Origin of the sequence: Candidatus Enterococcus wittei (assembly GCF_002140175.1) — a bacterium.
In the GTDB taxonomy this organism is placed as follows: domain Bacteria; phylum Bacillota; class Bacilli; order Lactobacillales; family Enterococcaceae; genus Enterococcus_B; species Enterococcus_B wittei.
The window spans coordinates 248,180-274,022 of record NZ_NGMO01000001.1 but is presented as its reverse complement, the minus strand read 5'-3'; the positions used below and the strand labels follow the sequence as shown (position 1 = coordinate 274,022).

At 38.3% G+C, this 25,843-nt stretch carries 18 protein-coding genes; 15 read left to right on the top strand and 3 right to left on the bottom strand.

The genetic code is table 11. The features are described 5' to 3' along the window. Nucleotides 1-127: 127 nt before the first annotated feature. From racE to A5844_RS00960, 5 genes are all read left to right on the top strand, one after another. Entirely contained in the window at nt 128-940 is an 813-nt protein-coding gene (gene racE / locus A5844_RS00980) for a glutamate racemase (RefSeq protein WP_086283208.1), read from the top strand. Nucleotide 941: 1 nt separating this feature from the next. Next, nucleotides 942-2,294 (top strand): ribonuclease PH, encoded by a 1,353-nt coding sequence (gene rph, locus A5844_RS00975; protein WP_086283207.1) that lies wholly within the window; start codon nt 942-944, stop codon nt 2,292-2,294. Further along, nucleotides 2,295-2,801, top strand: coding sequence for a metallophosphoesterase (locus A5844_RS00970; RefSeq protein WP_086283206.1), 507 nt, complete (start codon nt 2,295-2,297; stop codon nt 2,799-2,801). A gap of 114 nt (nt 2,802-2,915) precedes the next feature. Further along, nucleotides 2,916-3,416: a cyclic-di-AMP-binding protein CbpB gene (gene cbpB / locus A5844_RS00965; protein WP_086283205.1), complete on the top strand. Its 501-nt coding sequence runs from the start codon at nt 2,916-2,918 to the stop codon at nt 3,414-3,416. Between the two features lie 634 nt (nt 3,417-4,050). After that, nucleotides 4,051-10,584: a hypothetical protein gene (locus tag A5844_RS00960; RefSeq protein WP_086283204.1), complete on the top strand. Its 6,534-nt coding sequence runs from the start codon at nt 4,051-4,053 to the stop codon at nt 10,582-10,584. Nucleotides 10,585-11,226: 642 nt separating this feature from the next. On the opposite strand, the gene A5844_RS00955 is transcribed toward A5844_RS00960, so the two are convergent. Next, nucleotides 11,227-12,144: a mechanosensitive ion channel family protein gene (locus A5844_RS00955; protein WP_086283203.1), complete on the bottom strand. Its 918-nt coding sequence runs from the start codon at nt 12,142-12,144 to the stop codon at nt 11,227-11,229. 189 nt (nt 12,145-12,333) lie between these two features. Between A5844_RS00955 and A5844_RS00950 the strand changes: the two genes are divergently transcribed. Next, nucleotides 12,334-13,347 (top strand): branched-chain amino acid aminotransferase, encoded by a 1,014-nt coding sequence (locus A5844_RS00950; protein ID WP_086283202.1) that lies wholly within the window; start codon nt 12,334-12,336, stop codon nt 13,345-13,347. Nucleotides 13,348-13,649: 302 nt separating this feature from the next. On the opposite strand, the gene fabI is transcribed toward A5844_RS00950, so the two are convergent. After that, the gene (fabI, locus tag A5844_RS00945; protein WP_086283201.1) at nt 13,650-14,405 is read right to left on the bottom strand and encodes an enoyl-ACP reductase FabI; all 756 of its coding nucleotides are present in this window, start codon (nt 14,403-14,405) and stop codon (nt 13,650-13,652) included. Between the two features lie 324 nt (nt 14,406-14,729). Between fabI and fabZ the strand changes: the two genes are divergently transcribed. Continuing rightward, nucleotides 14,730-15,170, top strand: coding sequence for a 3-hydroxyacyl-ACP dehydratase FabZ (gene fabZ, locus A5844_RS00940; RefSeq protein WP_086283200.1), 441 nt, complete (start codon nt 14,730-14,732; stop codon nt 15,168-15,170). Between the two features lie 86 nt (nt 15,171-15,256). Here the strand turns inward: fabZ and A5844_RS00935 are convergent, their stop codons facing one another. Further along, a complete protein-coding gene (locus A5844_RS00935) occupies nt 15,257-16,009 on the bottom strand; it encodes a peptidylprolyl isomerase (RefSeq protein WP_086283199.1) in 753 nt (250 codons plus the stop codon). 185 nt (nt 16,010-16,194) lie between these two features. Between A5844_RS00935 and A5844_RS00930 the strand changes: the two genes are divergently transcribed. The 8 genes from A5844_RS00930 to recJ all read left to right on the top strand — a co-directional run bounded on the left by A5844_RS00930 (nt 16,195) and on the right by recJ (nt 25,841). Further along, nucleotides 16,195-17,286, top strand: a complete 1,092-nt coding sequence (locus tag A5844_RS00930) for a DUF871 domain-containing protein (RefSeq protein WP_086283198.1) — start codon at nt 16,195-16,197, stop codon at nt 17,284-17,286. Between the two features lie 238 nt (nt 17,287-17,524). Further along, entirely contained in the window at nt 17,525-18,457 is a 933-nt protein-coding gene (locus tag A5844_RS00925) for an alpha/beta hydrolase (protein WP_086283197.1), read from the top strand. A gap of 261 nt (nt 18,458-18,718) precedes the next feature. Then, on the top strand, nt 18,719-20,032 hold the full coding sequence (obgE, locus tag A5844_RS00920) for a GTPase ObgE (RefSeq protein WP_086283196.1): 1,314 nt from the start codon (nt 18,719-18,721) through the stop codon (nt 20,030-20,032). Between the two features lie 145 nt (nt 20,033-20,177). After that, on the top strand, nt 20,178-20,762 hold the full coding sequence (locus A5844_RS00915; RefSeq protein ID WP_086283195.1) for a DUF1269 domain-containing protein: 585 nt from the start codon (nt 20,178-20,180) through the stop codon (nt 20,760-20,762). 208 nt (nt 20,763-20,970) lie between these two features. Continuing rightward, a complete protein-coding gene (gene rnz, locus A5844_RS00910) occupies nt 20,971-21,918 on the top strand; it encodes a ribonuclease Z (protein WP_086283194.1) in 948 nt (315 codons plus the stop codon). After that, on the top strand, nt 21,909-22,697 hold the full coding sequence (locus A5844_RS00905) for an SDR family NAD(P)-dependent oxidoreductase (protein ID WP_086283193.1): 789 nt from the start codon (nt 21,909-21,911) through the stop codon (nt 22,695-22,697). Before rnz ends, A5844_RS00905 begins: the two co-directional genes overlap by 10 nt. Nucleotides 22,698-22,708: 11 nt before the next feature. Continuing rightward, nucleotides 22,709-23,143, top strand: a complete 435-nt coding sequence (locus A5844_RS00900) for a LapA family protein (protein WP_086283192.1) — start codon at nt 22,709-22,711, stop codon at nt 23,141-23,143. A 400-nt stretch (nt 23,144-23,543) separates the two neighbouring features. Beyond that, nucleotides 23,544-25,841: a single-stranded-DNA-specific exonuclease RecJ gene (gene recJ, locus A5844_RS00895; RefSeq protein ID WP_086283191.1), complete on the top strand. Its 2,298-nt coding sequence runs from the start codon at nt 23,544-23,546 to the stop codon at nt 25,839-25,841. Nucleotides 25,842-25,843: the final 2 nt, after the last annotated feature.

Genomic DNA, 25,843 nt, shown 5'->3' with positions numbered 1-25,843 from the left:
CGACTTGTCTTTTTTTAGTGACTTGCAAACAAAATTTCTCTTACGAACAGAATAGATTGGACTTGATAATTCAAGCCAAAAAGTCCACAATATAGAAGGTAGAATTTATTGAAAAAGGATGATCTGATTGACAGATAAACGCCCTATAGGCTTTATTGATTCCGGTGTTGGTGGCCTGACCGTCGTCAAAGAAGCACTGAAACAATTGCCTAATGAAAATATATTATATATAGGAGATACAGCACGTTGTCCTTATGGGCCAAGACCTGCGGAGCAAGTCGTCCAATTTACGTGGGAAATGACCAATGCTCTTTTAGAAAAAGGCATTAAAATGTTAGTCATCGCATGTAATACTGCGACTGCCGTAGCTTTAGAAGAAATCAAAGCAGCTTTACCGATTCCAGTGATCGGCGTTATCCTTCCAGGGGCTAGAGCTGCTGTAAAACAAACAAAAAACAAATGTGTTGGTGTCATCGGAACAGCAGGGACAGTCAAAAGTGGAGCTTACGAGATAGCCTTACTTGAGAAATCGCCTGAATTGAAAGTGACTAGTCTTGCTTGTCCTAAATTTGTGTCAGTCGTTGAAAGTAAAGAATATCATTCATCGGTAGCAAAAAAAATCGTGGCACAAACATTAGCGCCACTGGAACTGAAAAAGCTTGATACGTTGATTCTCGGCTGTACCCATTATCCTTTGCTTCGACCGATCATTCAAAATGTCATTGGTGAAAACGTGGCGCTGATTGATTCAGGCGCAGAAACGATTGGGGAAGTATCCATGTTACTCGATTATTTCGAAATTAGTAATTCACCGAAGAATGGTCGGTCACTTTGCCGATTTTACACCACAGGTTCAGCAAAGCTTTTCCAAGAAATCGCTGAAGATTGGCTAGAACTTGATGAAATCATCGTTGAACATATTGAATTAGGAGGAGCATAACATGCGCCATGATGGAAGAAGCCCACAAGAATTACGAGAAATCAAAATTGAAACAAATGTCTTCAAACATCCCGAAGGCTCAGTAGTAATCAGCTTTGGGGAAACGAAAGTGATTTGTTCCGCAACTGTTGAAGAATCTGTACCCCCGTTTTTAAAAGGAACAGGCACCGGTTGGGTTACTGCTGAATACAGTATGTTGCCTCGAGCGACATCTACTAGAAATCGTCGAGAAAGCAGTAAAGGAAAATTAAGTGGACGAACAATGGAGATTCAACGTCTGATTGGTCGTTCATTACGAGCTGTTGTTGATCTAGAGAAACTAGGTGAACGCAGTATCATCGTCGACTGTGATGTGATCCAAGCAGATGGTGGAACCCGTACGGCCAGTATCACCGGAGCATTTGTCGCATTACGTTTAGCAGTTGATACATTGCTACAAAGAAGAGAATTAGTGAAAGACCCAATCAAAGAGCACCTAGCTGCAATCAGTGTTGGTATTTTACCTGATCAAACTTGTGTAACTGATCTGGATTATGAAGAAGATGCCTCGGCTTTTGTAGATATGAATCTTGTGATGACAGAATCCGGCAAATTCGTTGAGATTCAAGGAACTGGGGAAGAGGCAACCTTTGACGGTGAACAGTTGAATGAAATGCTATTTTACGGAAAGACAGCCATCGAGTCGTTGATTTTGGAACAAAAAAATGTCTTATTAAGTAGTATTGAGTCAAACAATATGGATAATAAAGATAAAACAATCATTATTGCTACAAGAAATGCAGGAAAAGCGGAAGAATTTCGTGCGATGTTCGCAAAAGAAGGTTATACAGTCAAGACACTGTTTGATTATCCAGAAATACCCGATGTCGAAGAAACTGGATCAACTTTTGAAGAGAATGCCCGCCTAAAAGCAGAAACGATTGCCCGATTATTACAACACCCCGTTCTAGCTGATGATTCCGGGCTAAAGGTCGATGCATTAGGGGGAAGACCAGGCGTTTACTCCGCTCGTTTTGCTGGTGAGCATAAAAATGATGCGAGTAATAATGCAAAACTATTATTTGAATTGACAGATGTGCCTGATGAAGAGCGTACAGCGCAATTCCATTGCACCTTAGTATTTGCGGCACCTGATAAAGAGAGTTTAGTGGTAGAAGCTGAGTGGCCAGGAAAGATTGGCCGGATTCCTAAAGGAGAAAATGGCTTTGGCTATGATCCATTATTCATTCCTGATGGCTATCAGCAATCTGCAGCAGAAATTTCTAGTGAAGAAAAAAATAGACATAGTCATCGAGGTTTGGCCATGGAAAAATTAAGTAAACAATGGCAGGAATGGCTAGAAGGGGAGAGTTAAATGCGTTATTTAGTAGTAAGTGACAATCATGGTGATCGAAAAATCCTGCAAGAATTGCTGGATCGGTACAAACAAGAAGTGGATTTCTTCTTTCACTGTGGAGACTCAGAACTAGCTGATGATGATTCTTTATGGCAAACATATTATGGTGTGCAAGGAAATTGTGACTTTGGAACAGATTTCAAAACGAAACGATTGATCGATACGGGAGAAGACCAAGTGTATATGACTCATGGTCATTTGTCGAATGTTCGCTTTGGTTTAACTCAACTCGCTTTAGAAGCAGAAGAACAACAAGCGACGATCGCACTTTTTGGACACACGCATCAACTAGGATGTGAATTTCATCAAGGGATATTGTTTCTCAATCCTGGAAGTATCTCACAGCCTCGTGGCCCTATCATGATTCCTGCTTATGCGTTGATTGATCGTATTTCTGAAGGTCTTCACGTTCAGTATTATAATCGTAGACATCAACCGATGGATAAATTGGCTTTTGATTTTTAGACGTTCATTTAAAAATCTCTAATTTTTGCTAAAAAAAGAGCCAATTACATGTATTTTGCATCCGTTTTCGGTAGAATGAATGATGTTGAAAGAAATTGAAATGGAGGCCAACTAATGATTGGACCAATTGTAAGAGAATTATTACTGCAAAATCAAGAAACGTTTTTGATTCCTGCAGAAAACGTGGCAAATGTCATGTATCAGCATCCGTTATCTCATGGGTTGCTAGTCTTGTCAAAAGTAGGATACTCAAAAATACCTGTTTTAGGAAAAGACGATCGTTTTGTTGGACTTGTGAGTTTATCCGATGTAGTCAATAAAATGCTTGATCTGCAAACTATCAGTATGGATCCGTTAGAGGGCTTAACCGTGGCTGACGTGATGGAAACTGATGTGCCGACCATTGATGAAAACTGGGAATTAGAAGAAGTCTTACATTTATTAGTGGATTCTTCTTTCTTACCAGTTGTAACGGAAGAAAAGGTATTTAAAGGGATCATTACACGAAAAGAACTGTTGAAAGCAGTCAACTACATGGCACATGAATTAGAACGACAAAATATCGTCCTACCAAAAATTGACGAAATAAGAGAAAAAATTGATATCGTAAGTTAGGGTGTGGCAATAACGCTTTGACCTAAGTGATAAGATAGAGCTGCAGAAAATAGGTTTCCATATTTTTTGTGGTTCTATTTTATTGTCTTGATCAGTAAAAATTAAGTTAGAACCGAAAAAATAATGACTATTTGTCAACTAATCTTAGTGAGGAAAAAGAAAAAAGATGCTAACTCAAAACAGATTGCTAAGCTTATCTATAGACATTTTTTGCTATCAAAAAAGTGCGTGGACATATTTTGTTCGTGGATTCGCTGCTTTCTTACTTTAAGAATATAAGTAAGGCAAGACAAATAATTACAAATTCCAAGATGATATTTGCCTTCCTTTATTTTATAAAATCACTATGAAAGGAGGCTCTAAAGAGAGAGCAAATGACTGAAACTATAAAGATGGGTGATCTTTCGTTTGATTCATCCAGGTTATATCTGTTTTTTTGTTTATTTCACGTTTTTTATATCTACTGAAATATTGCTCATTGCAAAAAAAGTGTTGCTTTTTTGAAGAAAATGCGGAGAGATTTTGATACAATTAAAAAATTTGTTATTGATAGAAAATCATTGATCCGTAGCTACTATTAATGAAGGCTTATGCAACAAAACATCCCTATAAATTCAATGAAGGAGTGAAAAAGATGCCACAGGAATTCAGGATACCATTTAAACCAAAGAAGTCAGAGATGCCGAAAAAGTCAAGGATACCACAAACTGCTTCCAGAAGAACAAGTGGTCGGTTCTACAACCAAATGAATGACAAGAATAAGTCAGGAGATGATCAAAGAGTTTTAAATAATGTCTCCAACACATCAGGACACACCCTTACACCCGAAGGAATAAAACGCCCAGTGGGCTGGGTTCATACCTGGGGGACCTTGTTGGCGATGGTTCCACCATTAGATTTACCCGATCAACAGATGGTATTAAAAAGAACTCCCCCAGCATTTGAAGTGAGTACACGGATTGATGTGAGAAGAGACGGGAATCAGACAAGGATCCATTCCTTCGTTTCAACCTCCACTATCAATCGTGAGCGAATCCAGTCCTTGAATATGAACCAGACCATGTCTCATCCTGCCATATCGATCGCACCATCGTTGGTTAGTGCTAATTCTCTTTTTAGCAATCAGACATTACATAATCGGACCTCAACGTCCACACAACAAGACATCGATGTAGCGAAGAGGGCGCATGAATTAAGTGTTTTTTTTCATCAGAAAGTTCATGACCTCTATCAACTGATGAATTGTAGCACTACGAGAAGGACGGATCAGGTGAACACATGGATCGTCACAGGAGAAAGTGTGGAACAAACGAGTTTTACTACGGTTTGTCAGGATGCCGTAGGTAGAGCTGAGGCACAAAATAATCAAGGAATGAAACAAGAAAGTGAGGACCTTTTTATTTCTACTCACCCTGTGACCGGCACGAATGTTCAAGGAACTTCTCAGTTTTCTGCAGAAGAAACAGCTCAAAAACTAAGCCAAATCTTCCAAGATTCTTTTGAAAACAAACATAACGTTACAATAGATACCCAAAATTATATACATAATCAAGTGACAGAAACATTTTGGACGGGATTAACGGAGCGATTTTACCAGTTTTTTTCCCAACACGAACATACACCTTATGCTCAAGAACAAGAAGATACAAACAGTTCGTTGATGTCGTATTTTGTGGATTTGTTATTGCAAACTTTTTCGGTAGATTATGGGAAACAAGTTCCCACTAACTCACTGTTAGAAAAGAACTTAAATGATCAGTGGAAAACATCATTTTCAAATCCAGCAATACAAAAGAAAAAGAAGCAATCAGAAGTAACTCCAGAAAAGGTATCAGACCCCGTACTAGAAACGACACCTGAAATATTGATGAAAAATGAGTCTATATTGAATCCTGAAAAAGAGGGTTTTATGCCTCAAATTTGGCAACTAGCCACAGATTTTTATAAAGTAGTCGATGGTTTTCTCCAACAGTCCATTGGCCTCCAGTTTTTAGGTGCGGAGGCTATGCCGTCGCCAACTACTAGAATACCTTTTCTAGAATCAGAGGGAAATAATGGAACATTCAATGAGACCCAGATAAGAGAAACAACTACAGAAAGCAGTCAAGTCAATGGAACGACAGCCTCCGAATTAGAGGTGATACAAGAAGAGGAAAACGATGTCACTCAGGAAATCAATGAAAAGATCCAAGCATTTTTGCAAGAAAATGCCGATGATCCAACTAAGACTGTTGTTAAGGAGGAAAAGAAACCCAGTTTACCTGAGTGGAATAGCGAACAAAAAGAGAACATCCGAAAAAAACTCATGGATTTTTTCACCGAAAAAGGGATCGATTGTCAAGGTGCAGACACCAATAAGCTGATAGATATAGTTGGGGATTGGGCGCTACTTGAAGGAGCAAATCCAGTAACGTTGGATACCATTAAAATCAAACAATTAGCGAAACTCTTTCTTGATATGGGAGAAGAGACAGTTATTTCAGAGGAAGAAGCCTATCTGACTGTCACCACATGGGTACACGTAATGATGGAGGACAATAGAAATCGGTTAAGTGCTACCGTAGCTTTTGGAACAGAACAAACAGAACAGGCAGAACAGGCAGATCAGGCAAATCAGGCAAATCAAACAGAACAAACAAGGCAACCAGAAGAAACGAGTATGCCTACATCAATAAGTCCAGACAAGTCCAAGGCTGATACGGTTCAATGGCGTGATCCAAATGTGAAGAAACAAGTCGAAGAGTTTTTAAAACAGAAAAAATTACTTTCTGATCAACCAACGAAAGAACTATTGTTGATTGCCCTGGGAGAATGGGTCACACAAGAAGAGAATAAAAAAACGATTTTCAATCTTGAAAAACTAGAACCATTAGCGAAAGTGATTCTGAAATCATTGAAGCTTTATGGTGGAAAAATAGAGGAGAATATTTCTAATAAAGATGCTGAATTAACCATCATGAAATGGGTCTTTGAAACGATATTAGGGAGTTCGATGGAAGCTTATATGGTCAAAACACTGGTGTCAGCTCCAGATATCGACCGATTTACTATTGGACGTCTGAGGAATTTATTTACGATCGAAAACCTAGAGAAAGAAGGGCTGATTCAATTAGATGCGCCTATCCTTTCTCATGAACATAGGGAAATCTTTAGAAATTTGTGGAATTTATTGCTTCAGCAGGAGCTGCCTAATTATTTTGTGGATAGGAGTGGTCTAGCCGATGACGTATTGATTTCGGATTATCAATCATTGATGCAACTAACAGGCGCGAAAATTTTAAAAGAGGGAGGCTATCCTCAGTCGTTTAGTCAAGAGGATTATCGGTTGATGGGAGAGCATTTTTGGCAAACGATCCTTGAAAAAGGAATGACCAACTATGAAGAATTACGTTCTCTTCTGATGCCCGCCTTATTGGCTATTGCTCAACTGGAACCAGATCGATTACGTGAGGCATTGGCTGCAGGTACCTACAAAGAAGTCGCAATTAGCACGTTTATAGGGTATCAACAAGCTGGCTATTTTAAATTTGTTGAAAATCAAAAAATACTTAATCGATTGTATAAAGTATATCAGGAAGCCCTGCTTCAATGGCGTCGGAAAGATGCCATAGCAGCAAAGGTGGCACAGAAATGTCGTGACAAATATTCTTTCATGTATTTTCATATCATCAAACAAAATTATCTTATAGGCTCAGATCCTTGTCCAGACATCGACTGGTCTCCAGTTAAACTAGAAGTCATGTATACTAAGTTGACAAAAAACGTCTCGGAAACGTATTTTCCTCTTGATAAAAAACTGATTGAATTTGCGCTGAATGCAGTTGATAAAAAGGAACGTGCGTTTATTTTCTCAAAAACAACTACCCTTTACGAGGGATTTGCCGAGTTGAAAAATGAAACCCACTATACAGGTGGGGCACCAGGAACAGGTGGGATGTTACTGATTAATTTGAAAGGACGAGTGACGTGGGAGGATACCACGCTTAGTCTAGATAAAACGGATCTGTTTGTGGCTGTTCAAGGGAATGAAGAACGTTGGTATGCATTGAAGAGACTTGAGGACGAAGGGGGATATCTCCTCTATCGAGTCGATCAAGATCCCTTATCCTATCTCAAATATGGGTTATTCAATCGAAAAGATCTTTGGGAGAAAGGGTATCGACAAGAAGGAAATGAGATACGTATAGGGGATAAATATTTTCAGTTCTCTGCTCGTGTGAATCGAAGCAAGAAATTATCCCATGGGGTGGAAATAGAACCGTTCATTGAGACATTGAGTCGTAAACATAGTGATCAACTATATAAACAACTGTACGATTCGGGAAACGATAAAGCGGATCTCGAAAAAATTTGGGATGTCATCAAGCATTTCATCCCATTTTATGATTGTGTGGTAGGAATCATTGATCAAGATATTGGGAAAGCAATTACTTCGTGTGCGATTGATGCGTTGCTTTTCATTCCAGTATTAGGACAAATCACTTCTCTCAATATGAAATTTGCGTTAGGGGTGGCCCGAGCATTTGCCAGAGGTGGTATTAAAGGTGTTATTAAAAGCAGTACTAGTTTCCTTCCTAAAGTAGCTGAAATCAGAAAAATTGTGTTCAGTCTCGCACGGACCATCGATCCAGGGTTTGAGTTAGTCATAGGTGGGGGACGACTGGTTACCAAAAAATTAGTGAACTTTAAAAATGAATTTTGGGTAACCAAGAAGACAAAAGACCTGTTAGAAAGAATAGAGACCATGGAGAAGTCACGAGAGGCATTGAAAAAGTTTATTGTCATGGGAAGATTGCCAGAAAATGGATTAGTAGTCCCTGTGAGAATCGTAAAAGCTCATTTATATAGTCGCGTGACGAATCTGGAAACTGCAGAGGTATTTGGTGACTTATACATGTTGAAAGGCAACCAGTTAGAACTCTATAGGGGACCTGCCAAATTTACGGCGGATCAACTAAAGTTGATCGATCGTTTGGAGGTCAAACTGGATAAAGATCAGATTTCTGTCCTCGAAGAGAATCCCAATCCTCAAGCCTATGGGGTAGGAATACTTGTAACGGTAGCCAAAGAAGGAGAAGAAACCAAACGCTTTATCCGAATGAAGGGAAAGCACATTCCGGTATCCATCACGGCAATCGAGGGGCACGGTATCCGATTGGATATTTATGACCCACATACGGGAAAATTCCTACCAGTGAATTATAATGGCGTGGAATGGTATTTTGAAGCATCAACTTCTCCTTTTGTCTCAAAAGAGGTAGAGACAAAGATTGCTGGGATGGTGGATCAGTTTGAAACGAGAAAGGACCCAAGTGTTCTTTCTGCCTCAGACTGCAGAGGTTTGATGTGGGAAAAGTCAGACAGATCCTACATCAAGATCAAGGAGCACTACATTCCATTGATTTTACTGGATAACGAATTAAATCGATATCATTTAGTGAAAAAAAATTACAATGAGGAAATGACGGTCTTGAGATTTGATGCAGAAAAAAGGCAATTTCGATTTGAGACTGAGTTGGAGAAGAAGCAAGTCAGGGAGGAGCTTTTTTTAAAACAAATAGAATCACCAAGCCGAAGAAGTAAAGGATATCTGCAGAAAAAAACAGCAAAGGATTCAGTGGAAGAATCGTATATAAATTCACAACTAGCGGCCTTACAGGAAAATAGAAACATTTTACTTCCACCACCTAATGAACTTCCAACGATTTCACTTGGACATTCAGAAAAGTGGACGAGGCTTAGAGGAGCAGTCGCATATCCACCAGACTTTTGGTGGCCGAGAGTGGAAGATTACCGTGTTGCACTCGGTGAATTTTCAGGATTTCTTCCAGAATGCCCACCGATGTATTTTGATGACAGCGAATGGCTAAAGGATAGAATGATGAAGGACATCCTTATGTACTTGCCTCAGACATCTAAACTTGACTTTCGTATATATGTCGGATTTAACTCAGATAGGGTGCCAGAATTTATCAAACTTTTTCGAGAAAAATTGGTAGAAGGTTTTATGGAAGCAGAAGAGACTTGTAAAAAGGTAATTGAAACATGTGAGAATTTGTTAAAAGAAGAAACATTTGTAGAGACTCTAGAAGGTCAATATTTGACCAACATGTTTAAATTGGGTGGATTAACCAATCAAGAAGAGATCTTAGTCGAAATCGTCAAGAGACTAAAATCGATAGCAGAAAAAGGGGGAGAATTTCTTCAACAAACAGTGGATTTTGGATTTGATAATGTTTGGATTGTTTCCACTGATTTAGTTCGTCTACCAGGCTCTCAGGAGTACCGCTCTCTTTATAAATCACCTGGTCCAGAAGGAATGGCAGTAAGAGGTGATCCAGAATGTCGAATGTTTATTTTTGCGGATGCTTTTCATTTAGATCCAGATATCGAGAAAGGCGCTCAACTAGCACCAGTTGCACGTGAAGTAATCTTACATGAAACAACACATATTATGTCAGCGAAAGAGGATGTAATTTATTATTCTCGTGTTGAGTCAGGCTTTAGTAGGAGTGGAGAAGATGTCATAAACAATTACATCGCTAAATACCCAAATCTATTAGAATCTGTCCCATTTAAATTATTTGTGAACCATTTGGCGGTATCGTTGAACAAGCCAACGATATCAGTCTGGGCCGTGGCAAACGAAATCTATAGAAATCCAATGTTGCGGGCTAATTTTCAGATGATGGATGTGGAGATGGTTATGACGCTCCTCAGAGATATCGCTGACCGTAGAGGTTTTAATCAACGGCCACGCGTGACAAGAAGCGTAAAGGAGGTGGAATCAGAAAAGGAATCCAGTGAGCCTAATGTCTCCGAGAAAACCAATCGTTCCATGTTTTTATATCTAGCATTACCTTACATACTTGGAAATGGGATCTTTGAAAGAAATCTTCAACTGAATAAAACTCAAGAGCAAACCACCATAAGAACAACGGATAATACAGAGGAGAAAACAGCAAATAAAGAAGTACCGATAACTGTAGGAACTACGAAGAGTGTGAAGACTGCAGAGATCACAAAGGATACAACAAATCAACCTTTCTTGAATCTTGTAGCCACAAGTACCGAAAAAAGCATCAGAATCAACCAAACTACAATCGATCAACAAATAAACAAGAAACAGAAAAAATTAAACTTACAACCTAAAGCACTAGCCAAGTAGTGTAGGTCTTCCTCCAACATGTAAGAAGATAGATGATAACATGTTGGAAGAAAAGAAAATGTAATTGATAGTGAAGAGTACCTAAAAAGGTTGATTGACAGCTATTTTCAGGAATTAATCGAAATCCTAAAATATCATTTACATGTCTAAGCCAGTCTTGATTGGATAGTAAAAAATGATTCTTGAGATTTAAAATCATTTCAATAAGGACAGTCTTTCTATAAAAATACAAGAAGTTGGTTTACAGTGATAAAAAATCCATCTAAAAATAATGAAATAACTTGTCAATGTAGGTTTGCATTCAAATCGATTTTGGGAAGAGAGATATTAAAATATTTTTGAATAAAAGGAAAGTAACGTCTTTTTTCTATTTATTTTTAATTTTAGAGTGATACTTTTTCATATCGACTCATCACCAAGAGGTTAAAACTTTTTTTAATGATTTTATTCGGGGTCATATTTTTTTGCTAGTCTATTGTTACTACTGAAAACCAATAGATGATCAAACTGGAGTATGTAAACTTCCTATTGAAGTATAAGAATTCGTACAGTGGGGCATCTTACTACTTTACAGAAACAAACCGAAGAATCCGTAAATATTTTCTATTTGCGAATTTTTCGGTTTGTTTAAAGCGGAATATACTATTTCAAAAGAATGGGGGTGTTAGGAATCGTAAAACCGGCTGCCGTCAGTTCTTTGACGTAAGAGCTTAAGAATTCTTCTTGTAAAGCGAATTGTTTGCCATTGATCACGTAACAAATAGTCCGGATTGCAAAATTGCTATTTCCAAGGTCGACCAAACCAAAAATGGATGGTTCTGTTTGTAATTCTTCTTCATATTTTATAGCCAGTGTTTCATTGACTTTTTGAATGATTTCATAAATTTTATCATAACCTTCTTCAGGTACAATACGGATATTTAAAACGACTTGCATATTTGAACGAGAGAGGTTACTGATTGTCGTGATATTACGATTTGGGATAAAGTGGACTGTTCCATCCACGCTTTTTAATTGTAAGGTTCGAATCCCCACAGAAACGACTGTCCCTTCAATGGTTAGGTTAGTTAGTTTGATATAATCACCGACATCCATCTGTTGCTCCATAATAATGAAAAAGCCATTAATCATATCACTCATAAAACCTTGTGCACCAAGACCAATCGCTACCCCAGCAATTCCTGCTCCGGCTAAGAGTGAACCAATAGGTACGCCAATGACGGATAAAATGGCGTAGATAAAGAAGAAGCCCATAGTATAATAAAAAACGGTATTCAAAAGACTTTGTAACGTTTTTAAGCGGCTTTCATTGATCACGGTTTTTTTAGAGTACTGTTTAAAAGACTTATCAATCAAATATTTGCCGATACGGTTAAGGAAGCCAAATAGAATGATCAAAAAGAGAAGATACAAACTTTTTTGGATCAGCGTGGCCAGAATCCCATCCCAGTCGATTCCATTCCAGAAACGCTGAAACGCATTGACTTGACTGACTGCTTGATCGGTGAGCGTTTCTCCTGTTGAAGTGGTTGTTCCAGCTGCTGTAATCATTGAAAACATAAAATCCTCTTTTCTAAATGTTCTTTTTTGTATTGTAACAAGAACCATCAGAAAAAGAAAATAAATAACTGAAATAAATAGTTAGATATCTATGAACTCTACTGATGTGTATATGTAATTAAAATAAACAATGACAAACAGAAAAGATAATGCTAAAATATTCGGAAACTGAAGATTGGTGGAATGTACATGCAAATAGATTGGGAACATTTAGGATTTTCTTATATCAAGACACCTTGGCGCTATATCGCGAAATGGAAAGATGGTGAATGGGAAAAAGGTGAGCTGACTGAAGAAAATTATTTATCGATCCATGAAGGTTCACCAGCCCTTCATTACGGTCAGCAATGTTTTGAGGGGTTAAAAGCTTATCGAAGAAAAGATGGGAAGATCAATTTATTCCGCCCTGAACAAAACAGCCGACGGATGAATCATAGTGCTAGACGTTTATTGATGCCAATGGTACCTGAAGAGATGTTTGTCGATGCAGTGAAAGAAGTTGTCAAAGCAAATGAAGAATTTGTGCCACCCTATGGAACAGGAGCAAGCCTATATTTACGTCCATTTTTAATCGGTGTTGGGGAAAACATTGGGGTTCATCCGGCACCGGAATATTTGTTTGTGGTCTTTTGTACGCCGGTTGGTGCTTATTTCAAAGGTGGCTTGAAACCGACGAATTTCATTGTTTCTGAATATGATCGAGCAGCGCCGAAGGGAACAGGTGCTGCTAAAGTAGGAGGGAACTATGCGGCAAGCCTATTGCCAGGACTAGAGGCAAAAGAATTAGATTATTCTGATTGCGTATATCTTGACCCTGCCACGCATACAAAAATCGAGGAAGTAGGGGCAGCCAATTTCTTTGGGATTACTAAAGATGCGAAATTCATTACACCTCAGTCTCCATCGATTTTACCAAGTATCACAAAAAACTCATTGCTGCAGATTGCTGAAGAACGCTTAGGACTTAAAGTAATTGAAGGGGATATTTACATTGATCAACTTGATCAATTCACAGAAGCAGGCGCTTGTGGGACAGCCGCTGTGATTTCACCAATCGGTGGTATCTATTACAATAACAAGTTACACGTCTTTCATAGTGAAACAGAGGTAGGACCAGTCACTAAAAAGTTGTATGATGAATTGACTGGGATTCAATTTGGTGATGTTGAAGCACCGAAAGGTTGGATCGAGGTAGTAGAGTAAGGGTTTATCATGATAAATATTAAATGGGTTCAAGCTGAACTTTAGATAAAATTTGGAAGAAAAGTGATAAAGTGGAGAATCTCGGGAATAACGATGTCTATTTTAAATTTTTTCGCCTAAGTTGCCCTATTTATGGCCAAAAGAAAACAACTTGTATCTCATTTAGTTTGAATAAAGGGAAATCTATTTGTACCTCTTTATAGATAGTAGAATACTGGTATAACTTATCATCAATTTATATGGTTAGAAAAAAGCAAGCATCAAAGCCCAGTGGCTTTTGATACTTGCTTTTTTGTTATGGATCAAGATAAATGAACCCCTTTATCTACGTAAATAATGTCACCAATGATCCCGCTTGATAGTGGACTGATCAAGAAAGCACAGGCATTTCCGACTTCTTCGATGGTAACTCCTTGTTGATCAGGCGTACGAGACTCAGATAATTCAATTAGTTTTTGATAGTCTTTGACACCGGTTACTGCAAGTGTTTTGATTGCTCCGGCAGAAATACCATTGACACGAATGCCTTTAGGTGAAAATTCTGCTGCCAAGTAACGAATCGCAGCTTCTAAAGATGCTTTGGCGATTCCCATCATATTGTAATTTGGGATGGCACGCTGTGAACCTAGATAAGTCATACTGACGATTCCACTATTAGGAGCAAGATATTTTTGAGCATATTTTGCTACAGCGATTAAAGAATAACTACTGATATCTTGAGCTAGTTGATAGCCATCTCTAGAAATATCCGAAACGTTTCCTGAAAGCTCTTCTTTGTTAGCATAGGCAATTGCGTGAACTAATCCGTGGATTTCTCCAGCATATTCCCCGATAGCATCCATCGCATGTTGAATACTTTCATCGCTAGAGGCATCGCATTCTACTGTAAAAGCATCCTCTCCAACCAGCTTGATTAATGATTTTTTCATCCGTTCGTTTTGATACGTATAGATGATTTCTGCACCTTGTTTTCTCATTGCTTCAGCACAACCCCAAGCAATACTACGTTTATTCGCAACACCCATGATTACGATTTTTTTCCCTTTTAAAAATGACATATAGACCTGTCTCTTATACACATCTAGATGTGTATAAGAGACAGACCCCAAGCAATACTACGTTTATTCGCAACACCCATGATTACGATTTTTTTCCCTTTTAAAAATGACATATAGACACTCCTTTGTTTCCATGAAAGTTTAGTTTATAAAAATATATAAGTTCAAAAAATAACTTCTTGACTTCTTATTATTATGCAAAATGCTTTGATTGTCAAACTATTTTTTTGACGAATAAAAAAAGATTGCCAAATAGTTAAGAATATGATACTTTGATAATCAAAGTATTAATTCTGGCAAATGCCTGAAAGAGGGAGTTAACTTATGTCTTATGCATTATCAGCAACTGAAGTGATGGATCTCATTCCAAACCGTTATCCCATTTGTTATATCGATTATGTCGATACTTTGGAATCTGGCAAGAAAATCATTGCAACTAAAAATGTGACGATCAATGAAGATTTCTTTCAAGGTCATTTTCCTGACAATCCTGTCATGCCTGGGGCGTTGATTTTAGAAACGTTGGCTCAAGCAGGATCGATTTTGATTTTGAAATCAGAAGAATTTTTAGGGAAACGTGCCTATATAGGCGGTATCAATAAAGCAAAATTTCGCCAAAAAGTTGTCCCTGGAGACGTGATGAAGTGTCATTTTGAAATCACCAAAATGAAGGGCCCAGTTGGAACGGCTCTTTCAGCTGCTTATGTCGACGACAAAATAGTGTGCGAATGCGAATTTACATTTATCGTTAATGAGCAAGCTTGACCTTTAGAATACAATAACACAAAACAGCCATCTTCCTATCAGAGTGAAATCTGATAGGAAGATGGCTGTTTCTATGATGAGTTTACTTATTTAGCTTCTTGTAAGATATTGATTTTTTCGATTTTTACATCTTCAGTTGGTTTGTCTGAGCTGTCTGTTTCGACGTTAGCGATGGCATCTACGACGTCCATCCCTTCAATAACTTGTCCAAAAACGGTATATCCACCGTCTAAACTAGGATAACCGCCATTTTTATAAGCATCGATGATGGCTTGAGGATAATCGTCTTTTAGTAACCCATCATGCATATCATCTGAATTTTGAACGATAAAGAACTGACTGCCGTTACTATTGGGGTCTTGGGTACGCGCCATAGATAAGGCACCGCGGATGTTATAGAGACGATTAGAGATCTCTGTTTCAAAGCCTTCGCCCCAAATACTTTCCCCGCCAGTTCCGTTTCCTTTAGGGTCGCCCCCTTGAATCATGAAGTCTTTGATCACTCGGTGGAAAGTCACGCCATCATAGTAACCATCTTTGGCATGAGTGATAAAGTTTTCCACGGCTTTTGGTGCAATTTCAGGGAATAATTTGATTTTGATCGTTCCTTTATTTGTCACCATTTCGATTAAATCTTCATTGTCAGCAACTTCAGAACTTAATTGAGGTAGATCTAAAGCGTTCAAATCAATACTCTCCACTGTACTACTTGCTGTTGTTTTTTCAGTTGTTTCACTACTACTTGAGGAGGTATTATCTGTAGAATTATTTGTACAACCTGCTGCAAATAAAAGGGTTGCCGCCATACTTAAACTTAAAATGATTTTTTTTCTATTCATTTTTCTTTCCTTTCAGCTTTTATTATCGTTATGTTTAATGATAGCAAATTATATAGTAAATACCTATAGTTTTTATTATAATTTGGTATTTTCTTTTTTAAATCACAAAAGGTGTAGACCATTTATGGCGACTTTGTTATAATGTAAGTGGATACAAAACAGAAGACACAGGAGGAATTTTGCACATGGGAAAATTAGGTATTTCAATTTATCCAGAACGTTCGACATTCGAGAAAGATAAAGAATATTTAGATCTAGCGCATAAATATGGTTTTAAGCGTGTGTTCACTAGTTTGTTACAAATCAAAGATGACAAAGAAAAGGTATTAGCAGAATTTAAAAAAGTAGTGGATTATGCAAATCAATTAGGTATGGAAGTCATGGTGGATATTAACCCATCTTTATTTGAACAATTAGAGATTTCCTATGATGATCTTTCATTTTTTGATAAAATGGGTGCCTACGGTATTCGTTTAGATATCGGATTTACTGGGGCAGAAGAAGCGAGAATGACTCGTAATCCCTATAACATCAAAATTGAAATCAATATGAGTTCTGGAACAAATTATGTCGATAATATCATGAGTTATTCACCTAATACTTCGAATTTATTAGGATCCCATAATTTTTATCCTCATCGTTATTCTGGTTTGGGGTATGATCATTTTGTCTACTGTTCTGAAAAATTCCGTAAATATAATCTAAATACGATGGCGTTTGTCAATTCTCAGACAGCTGATTTTGGTCCGTGGCCAACTCAAGATGGTCTATGCTCATTAGAAGATCATCGAGATCTAGAGATTTCTACCCAAGTCAAACATTTGATGTTGACGGGGCTGATTGATGATATTTCAATTGGTAATGCTTATGCAAGTGAAGCAGAACTTAAAGCAATGGCAGAAGCATTCAATGCGTCTTATCCAACTTTAAAAGTAGATGTAGCAGAGGATATCACGGAAGATGAACGGATTTGTCTGTTTGATAATCTGCATAGTTATCGTGGAGACCGTTCCGAATATATTTTGCGTTCGACGATGACTCGAGTTTATTACAAAGATAAGCCTTTTCCAGCGCATAATACACGCGATATGTCCCATGGAGATGTCTTGATCGATAACGAAGGATATGGACAGTATAAAGGTGAAACGCAAATCGCATTAAAGGACATGAAAAATGACGGTCGTGTCAATGTAGTTGGTCGTATCTCAGAGGATGAATTATTCTTGCTTGACTTCCTGAAACCTTGGTCGAACTTCAAATTAGTGGAAAATAAATAATCAATGATTTGAGTCTGACGATGTTTAACATGTCAGGCTCGTTTTTTTTGATTGTTGTCTAAAGATCATCGGATATGGAGGAATATTTATAATTGGACACGTATTCAATCAAAAAAATTTTGTCGCTTGCATAAAAAAATTCTAAAATAATTGACTGATTTTTGCAGATATTGCATCCTTTGTTTTCTTTGTTTATACTTTATTCAAGATACTTTGTAAATGAAGAGGTAGGTAAACGATGAAACTTTGGATGAAAATAGGAATTGGGGTCATTTTGCTAGTAATTGTCGTATTGCTTTACGCTGGCAATTATTTTTATAACTATGCAGTTGTTCCTTCGCAAAAAGACTTTTTAGAAGAAGATACACCAGGTACGACAAAAACTGGGGAAGAAACAGAGGCTCAAAGATGGTTCGCTGATTCTACTAATCGCAGTGAATGGCACATCACCTCTAATGATGGCTTAAAACTGTCAGCCATTTATTTACCTGCTGACAAAAGCGATAAGACAGCAATTGTCGCTCATGGCTATATGGGCAATGCCGAAACAATGGCCAATTATGCGAAAATGTTTCATGATTTAGGCTATAATGTCTTGGTTCCTGATGCTCGTGGGCATGGAAAAAGCGAAGGAAATTATATTGGTTTTGGTTGGCCTGAAAGAAAAGATTATACACAATGGATCAATCGTGTCCTTGAAGAAAATGGTTCATCAGAAAAAATCGTACTTTACGGAATCAGCATGGGTGCTGCTACTGTGATGATGACAAGTGGCGAAACATTGCCAGAAAATGTGAAAGCCATCATCGAAGACTGTGGCTATTCTACGGTGAATGAGGAATTGAGTTATCAATTGGATGAATTATTCAATCTTCCGCCATTTCCTCTGATACCGGTGACGAGTTTAATGACGAAAGCTAGAGCAGGTTATTTTTTTGGTGAAGCAAATGCAGTGAAGCAATTGCAAAAAAACACTCTTCCTACGTTATTTATTCATGGTGAATCAGATACCTTCGTTCCATATGAAATGTTGGATCAAGTTTACGAAGCAACTAAAGGGCCAAAAGAAAAATATAGTGTACCAAAGGCCGAACATGCAAAAGCTTATAGTGCAGATCCAGAAAAATACCAAGAAGTAGTGAAAGAATTTTTGAATAAGTATGGAAAATAGAAGCTAAGACTAGCATATTTCGATAAGAAGAAGTTCTCTTTTAAACGGATATGCCAGTCTAAAGCTTCTTTATTATTTGTTTTCCATGTCCTTTGCAGTAAAATAAGATGGAAGTAATCAGTAATAGATGCTTAAATTTTCTGTTTAATGATGGACAAAAGTGTGTTTGACCGATAAAATAGACTGGACTTGTGTTTATTGTGGAGATTCAGGTAGTCATTAATTTGTAATAATAGATAGATGAAATAGGAGGACGAAAATATGTCCATGTTTTTAGATCAAGTAACGATCGACGTGAAGGCTGGTAAGGGTGGAGACGGAATGGTGGCATTCCGAAGAGAAAAGTATGTACCTGATGGTGGACCAGCTGGTGGTGACGGAGGTCACGGCGGTGATGTGATCTTAGTTGTTGATGAAGGATTACGTACGTTGATGGATTTTCGTTTTAATCGTCATTTCAAAGCCCAACCAGGTGAAAATGGCATGAGTAAAGGTATGCATGGTCGTGGGTCAGAAGATACGTATGTCAAAGTTCCTCAAGGAACGACAGTACGGGATGCACAAACGGGTGCTTTATTAGGTGATTTGATCGAAGATGGTCAGACACTAGTTGTTGCAAGAGGTGGCCGTGGTGGTCGAGGCAATATCCGTTTTGCATCTCCACGAAATCCAGCACCAGAAATTGCTGAGAATGGGGAACCAGGGCAAGAAAGAAAAATCGAATTGGAATTAAAAGTGTTGGCAGATGTTGGTTTAGTAGGATTCCCTTCTGTAGGTAAATCCACATTGCTTTCTGTGATTTCATCTGCTCGACCAAAAATCGGTGCCTATCATTTCACTACATTAGTTCCTAATCTTGGAATGGTCACAACTAGCGATGGACGTAGTTTTGCTGCTGCTGACTTACCCGGATTGATTGAAGGGGCTTCACAAGGGGTAGGTTTAGGGACGCAATTTTTACGTCACATTGAACGCACTCGGGTCATTTTACATGTGATCGATATGAGTGGTATGGAAGGACGCGATCCGTATGAAGATTATGAAGCAATCAATCATGAATTAGCTTCTCACAATCTACGTTTACTAGAACGCCCTCAAATCATTGTCGCAAACAAAATGGACATGCCCGATGCGCAAGAAAATCTAGAAAAGTTCAAAGAACAATTGAACAAAAACAAAGAAGATGAATTTGCAGATGATATTCCAGTCTTCCCAGTTTCAGGTGTGACTCGAAAAGGGCTCGATGCTTTATTGAATGCAACGGCTGATTTATTAGAAGTGACACCAGAATTTCCATTGTATGAAGAAGAGATTGAGGAAGAAACAGTTCATTATGGATTTAATCCAGATGAGCCTGAATTCACTATTGATCGTAACTCTGATGCAACTTGGGTTCTTTCTGGAGAGAAAATCGAAAAACTATTCCAAATGACGAATTTTGATCACGATGAAACAGTCATGCGTTTTGCTCGTCAGTTACGTGGGATGGGCGTAGATGATGCATTACGCGCACGTGGAGCAAAAGACGGAGACTTGGTACGTATCGGTGAATTTGAATTCGAATTCGTTGAGTAAAAAGAAAAGAGCAAAAGAGGAGTTGTGATTGTGGTCACAGCTTCTCTTTTTTTGTACAGGTTGTTATTTTTCTGAAGTCTTTTCCTTTTATTTTTACTTGTTCCACGTTAAACTAAAAGAAAATGTTAAGAAAGAGGCGGTTTTAATGAGTAAACGGGTCATTATTTTAAATTTCCAGATAGAAAGTCAAGCGTATCAAGCTTTTTCAGAAATCAAAAAGCTACATGGCACCCGAGCAATCAAAGGGGAACAAATGGCTGTGATCAGTCATGTACCAAATGGCACTCATCAATTTAAGATCGAAGACTTTTTGGATTTCACTGGTAGTAATAACTCATCAAAAGGCGGTTTGATAGGCATGCTTGTCGGTGTCTTGGGAGGACCACTAGGAATTCTACTTGGCTGGTTTGCCGGCGGTATGATTGGCGCAACGCAAGATGCAAAAGAGATCAAAGATGCCCAAACGGTATTTGATTTTGTTAGTAACAAAATTGGTGAAGGAGCAACAGGTTTGATCTTGATTGCAGAAGAAGAAGACAATCGCCCATTGAATCAATTAGTCATGATGGAACTAGGGGGAGAAATCACTCGGTTAGATTACGAAGAAGTGGAAAAAGATGTACATGATGCGGCAGAATTGGAAAAACATGCGAAAGAAACGGCACAAAAGAACTGGAAGGAAAAACATCAGAAGTCAGTAGATGAAACTGATGATTCGACACCATCTTAAGTATCTCAAAATATATTTTGGTCAAATAAAGAAACACTAAGAAAAACTTTTAAGAAAACTTTTTTGAAGTAGGCGCATGGATTATCCCGTAAGTTATTCATTCTTTTCTCTTTATGTTTGAAAAATTCAGGGAACTTACGACTTTCAGTTGATTATCGGTTGGAATTCCCCTAAAATTAATTAGAGCTTAAAGAAAGTCAGGTAGATTATGGAATTACAATTTTTAGGAACTGGTGCAGGTGTACCGGCGAAACATCGAAATGTTTCAAGTATTGCTTTAAAACTCTTGGATGAACGCAATGAAGTTTGGTTATTTGACTGCGGTGAAGGAACTCAGATGCAAATTTTACGAACGAACATCCGTCCGAGGAAAATTGGAAAAATATTCATCACTCATTTACATGGGGACCATATTTTTGGACTTCCTGGGTTGATCAGTAGTCGCTCTTTCCAAGGAGGAGAAACACCTTTAGAGATTTACGGTCCGCAAGGGATTGAGCAGTTTATCAGGAATTCTTTAAGTATTTCCCAAACGAAACTTAGCTATCCATTAAAATTCATTGAATTAAGAGAGGATCAGCCAATTTTTCAAGATCAAGAATTCTCAGTCTACACAAAAAAACTTAGCCATGGGATCGATAGTTTTGGCTATCGCGTTGTAGAACACGATCATAAAGGCGAGTTACAAGTAGAAAAACTAAAAGAAATGGCTATACCGGCTGGACCGATCTATGGGGAACTAAAAAAAGGGGAAACAGTCCAATTAGAAGATGGTCGAGTGATCGATGGTCGCCAATTTGTGGGACCAGATAAGAAAGGTCGGATTATCACCATTTTAGGGGATACTCGTAAAACCTCTAATTCCGTTTTATTAGCTAAGGATAGTGATGTCTTGGTACATGAGAGTACGTTTAATAAAAATGAGGCTAAAATGGCCCACAATTATTTTCATTCCACGACACATCAAGCTGCAGAAGTGGCAAAAGAGGCTGAAACAAAACAGTTGTTATTGACGCATATTAGCGCGAGGTATCTAGGAAAAGCTGCGCTTGAACTTGAAAATGAAGCGAAAGAAATCTTTCCAAATACAAGAATAATGAAAGACTTTGATCTTGTAGAGATTCCATTTCGCGAGGAGGAAAATGAATGGACTTAGAAAACAAAGTAGTACTCGTCACAGGGGGATCAGGTGGCTTAGGCGCAGAAATCTGTTATGAAGCAGCGAAACAGGGCGCAATCGTGATTACGTGTGCTAGACGGGTTCAGCAGATCAATGAAGTAAAAGAAAAATGCCGACAATTAAGTGGCAACCCTGCTTATGCCTTTCAACTAGACGTCAGTGATCCTGAGAGTGTGGAAGAATTATACGAACAGGTAAAAAGAGAAGTTGGTACAGTCGATATTTTAGTCAACAATGCAGGCTTTGGTATCTTTGAAGACTTTTTATCCTTTGATCTTGGTCGAGCGTATGATATGTTTGAAGTGAATGTGTTAGGTATGATGGTCTTGACTCAAAAATTTGCCATCGATATGGCTGAAAATAGACAAGGTCATATCATCAACATTGCTTCAATGGCAGGGAAAATGGCTACAGCAAAATCGACAGTTTATTCTGCGACAAAATTCGCTGTGATCGGTTTTTCCAATGCATTACGCTTAGAATTGAAACCACTAGGTGTCGCAGTAACGACAGTCAATCCTGGGCCGATTGAAACGGATTTCTTCGGTAAAGCCGATCCAAGTGGTTCCTACTTGGAAAAGGTAGGGAAACTTGTCCTTGATTCGACTAAACTGGCCAAAATCATCGTCCGTAATATGAAACATCCAAAACGAGAGATCAATCAGCCAGTCATCCTCGAAATTGCAGCGAAATTTTATGGCTTGTTCCCGACGATTGGCGATTATCTTGCAGGTGGAATTTTTAATAAAAAGTAGGTGGAGAGTAAGTGAAAAAACAAACGAGTGTGATTGCTGGTTTTTTATTGGTGTTAGTGATCGTCGTTTTTGCTGTATTGAATAACCAAAATGTTCCAGTTCGTTTTGGGTTTGCCTCTTTTCAGGCCCCACTTATCCTAGTAATCATCGGCTCCGCACTGATAGGGGCACTAATTGTTTTCTTGACTGCTTCAGCAACCTTGTGGCAACAAAAGAAGCAGTTGAAACAGTTAAATAAAGAGCTTTCTGAGAGTCAAACGGACCTTCAAAAGAAAATCGATGCAGTAACAGAAGCACAACAAAGAGAGTTCCGAAATGAACGAGCCGAATTGGAAGCTGCTTATCAAGCAGAATTACAAGCAAAAAATGAACAAATCAAACAATTAACCGAACCAAAGGAAACATCAGTTCATAAACCAAAACAAAGCGTAAATTATTTTGATTAATAAAATAGACGCGTAAGCGGACAAAAGAGTTGAAGTCCTCTACTCAGAAAAATTTTGAGATTGAAGAATCAACATCGTTGGATGAAACAAGTATCCATTATGGAAATAAGACGATAAAAATAAGCGAATCATTTTTTTCTTGTGATGGTCTAGTGTCAAGGAGCAGTTAGTAATTTATGCTTGGCAAAACTAGAATTAGCCTGAAAAATTTGCCTATCTCATTTTGAGCCGGATGATCTGAAAGTGTGCTACTTTCTTTGATCTTCCGGTTTGTTTTATGAGTCATTTTGGGATTTCAATTCATCTTTTGAAAATTTATTTTTTATAGTTAGGTTATCTTTTCTTTATTCTTTTTTTTGAAGAAGACGTTTGCTATAATGACTAAGTTAGGAGTGAGAAAGTGAGACAAGCAAATTATGATTGGAAACTAAATGAGACAGAACCTTCTGGATCCTTTCTCCAAATGATCGAAAAAAAGCAGCTATCTCCTTTGATCGGTCAATTGCTATGGCAGCGAGGATACCAAGAAGAAGATAGCATACAAAAATTTTTAAACCCAAAAGAGCAGACGTTGCATGATCCTTATTTAATGCATGATATGGATAAGGCAATTAGCCGAATCCAAGAAGCAGTCATCAATAATGAACCGATCTTGGTTTACGGGGATTATGATGCAGATGGCATCACAAGTGCAACAGTGATGAAAGAGACGTTGGAATTACTGGGGGCACAAGTCGAAGTCTTTTTGCCGAACCGTTTTGAACATGGGTATGGTCCAAATCGAACAGTCTATCAGGAAAAGATCGATGAAGGGATACAATTGATCGTTACAGTCGATAACGGCGTTGCAGGGCATGAAGCAATTAGCTATGCGCAACAACGTGGAGTAGATGTGATTGTAACCGACCATCATGAATTGCCAAATGAGCTCCCTCCTGCATATGCAATTGTTCATCCAAGACATCCAGAAGGGAATTATCCTTTTGGGGAACTTGCTGGAGTCGGCGTTGCTTTTAAAGTAGCAACGGCGTTATTGGAAGAGCCTCCTGCGGAATTTCTGGATCTAGTTGCAATAGGAACGATAGCGGATCTAGTCTCTATGACAGATGAAAATCGTACGCTAGTGGTATTAGGTTTAGCAGCTATTCGCCAATCCGAACGAATCGGCTTGCAGGCATTGTTTGATCAAAGTGGTGTTAAAATCAGAGAAGTCGATGAAACAATGATTGGTTTTTCGATTGCTCCTCGCTTAAATGCAATTGGCCGTATGGGTGACCCCAATCCAGCAGTGGAGTTATTAGCAACTTTCGATGAGACACGAGCAAAAACACTTGCGGAGCAATTGCAACTGATCAATGAAAAACGTAAAGCAACGGTGGAAGAGATCACAAATGAAGCATTAGCCATGATCAATCATGAAAATCAAATCCACGTATTAGCGAAGGAAGGTTGGCATGAAGGGGTACTAGGAATCGTTGCCGGTAAAATCATGAATCAAACAGGCAAACCAACGATCGTTCTTGGTGTCAAAGAAGGTAAGATAGCCAAAGGTTCAGGGCGTAGTATCGAAGCGTTGAATCTATTTGAAATGCTGAATGAGATGCGTGAATTGTTTACTTTTTTTGGTGGACACCATGCGGCCGTGGGCTTAACGATGCCAGCAGAAAACATCGATCGTTTACAGGAGCAGATGAATCAATACATTGAGAAAAATCAAATTGATTTATCTAAAGGACCAGTGCTTATGATCGATGAAGTAGTTTCTCCAAAAGATATTACGGTGGAAGGGATCGAGTCACTGAGATTACTAGCTCCTTTTGGAACAGATAATCCAGAACCAACATTTTTATTCAAACAAGTCACTGTTGAAAACACAAGAAGAATCGGAACTACCCAGCAACATTTGAAGCTTTCCATTATCGATGAAGCCAGCCAACTAGATGCAGTCGCATTTGGATTTGGTGCAGAGGAGAATGAATTTTTAACAGATGATGTCAATGTGATAGGGAAATTATCCATTAATGAATGGAACGGGAGAAAAAAACCACAACTGCTGGTCACAGATTTTGCAGTTGATGGTTTGCAGGTTTTCGACTGGCGAGCGAAACGTTATCGCATAATGCCAGAAGAAGTGAAAGAAGCAGTATACGTGGCTTTTTCTGAGCAATCGCTCAAAGAATTGAACGAGGAAGTTCAAAAGCAAGTTATCTTATTTGAAGATTTAGCAACATTTGAAGAACGTCTTCATGCCCAAAGGATTCACTCATTGGTCATCGTTGATTGTCCTGAAGAATTAAATGTACTAAAAGAGATTCTTTCAATAGGGTCATTTAGCCGAATCTATTTGTTAGGGATTTCAATCGATGAAGCTTATTTGAATGGTGTCGGTTCTAGAGAACAATATGCTAGACTATTCAAACTGATTCATGCGCAAGAAAAAATCGATATCCGCCACAAACTAGGAGCGATTGCACAGTATTTGAAGATACCACAAAAATTATTAATTTTTATGATACAGGTGTTTTTTGAATTGAAGTTTGTTACAATAGAAAATGGCGTTTTAGAAAAAGTCGCGACTCCTGAGAGTCATCCGTTGACTGATAGTAGTCATTATCAGAAGCGACTAAAGAAAATTAAAGTTGAGGAATTTTTGCTGTTAAGTGATATTCCAACCATAAAAAAATGGTTAACAACCTAGGA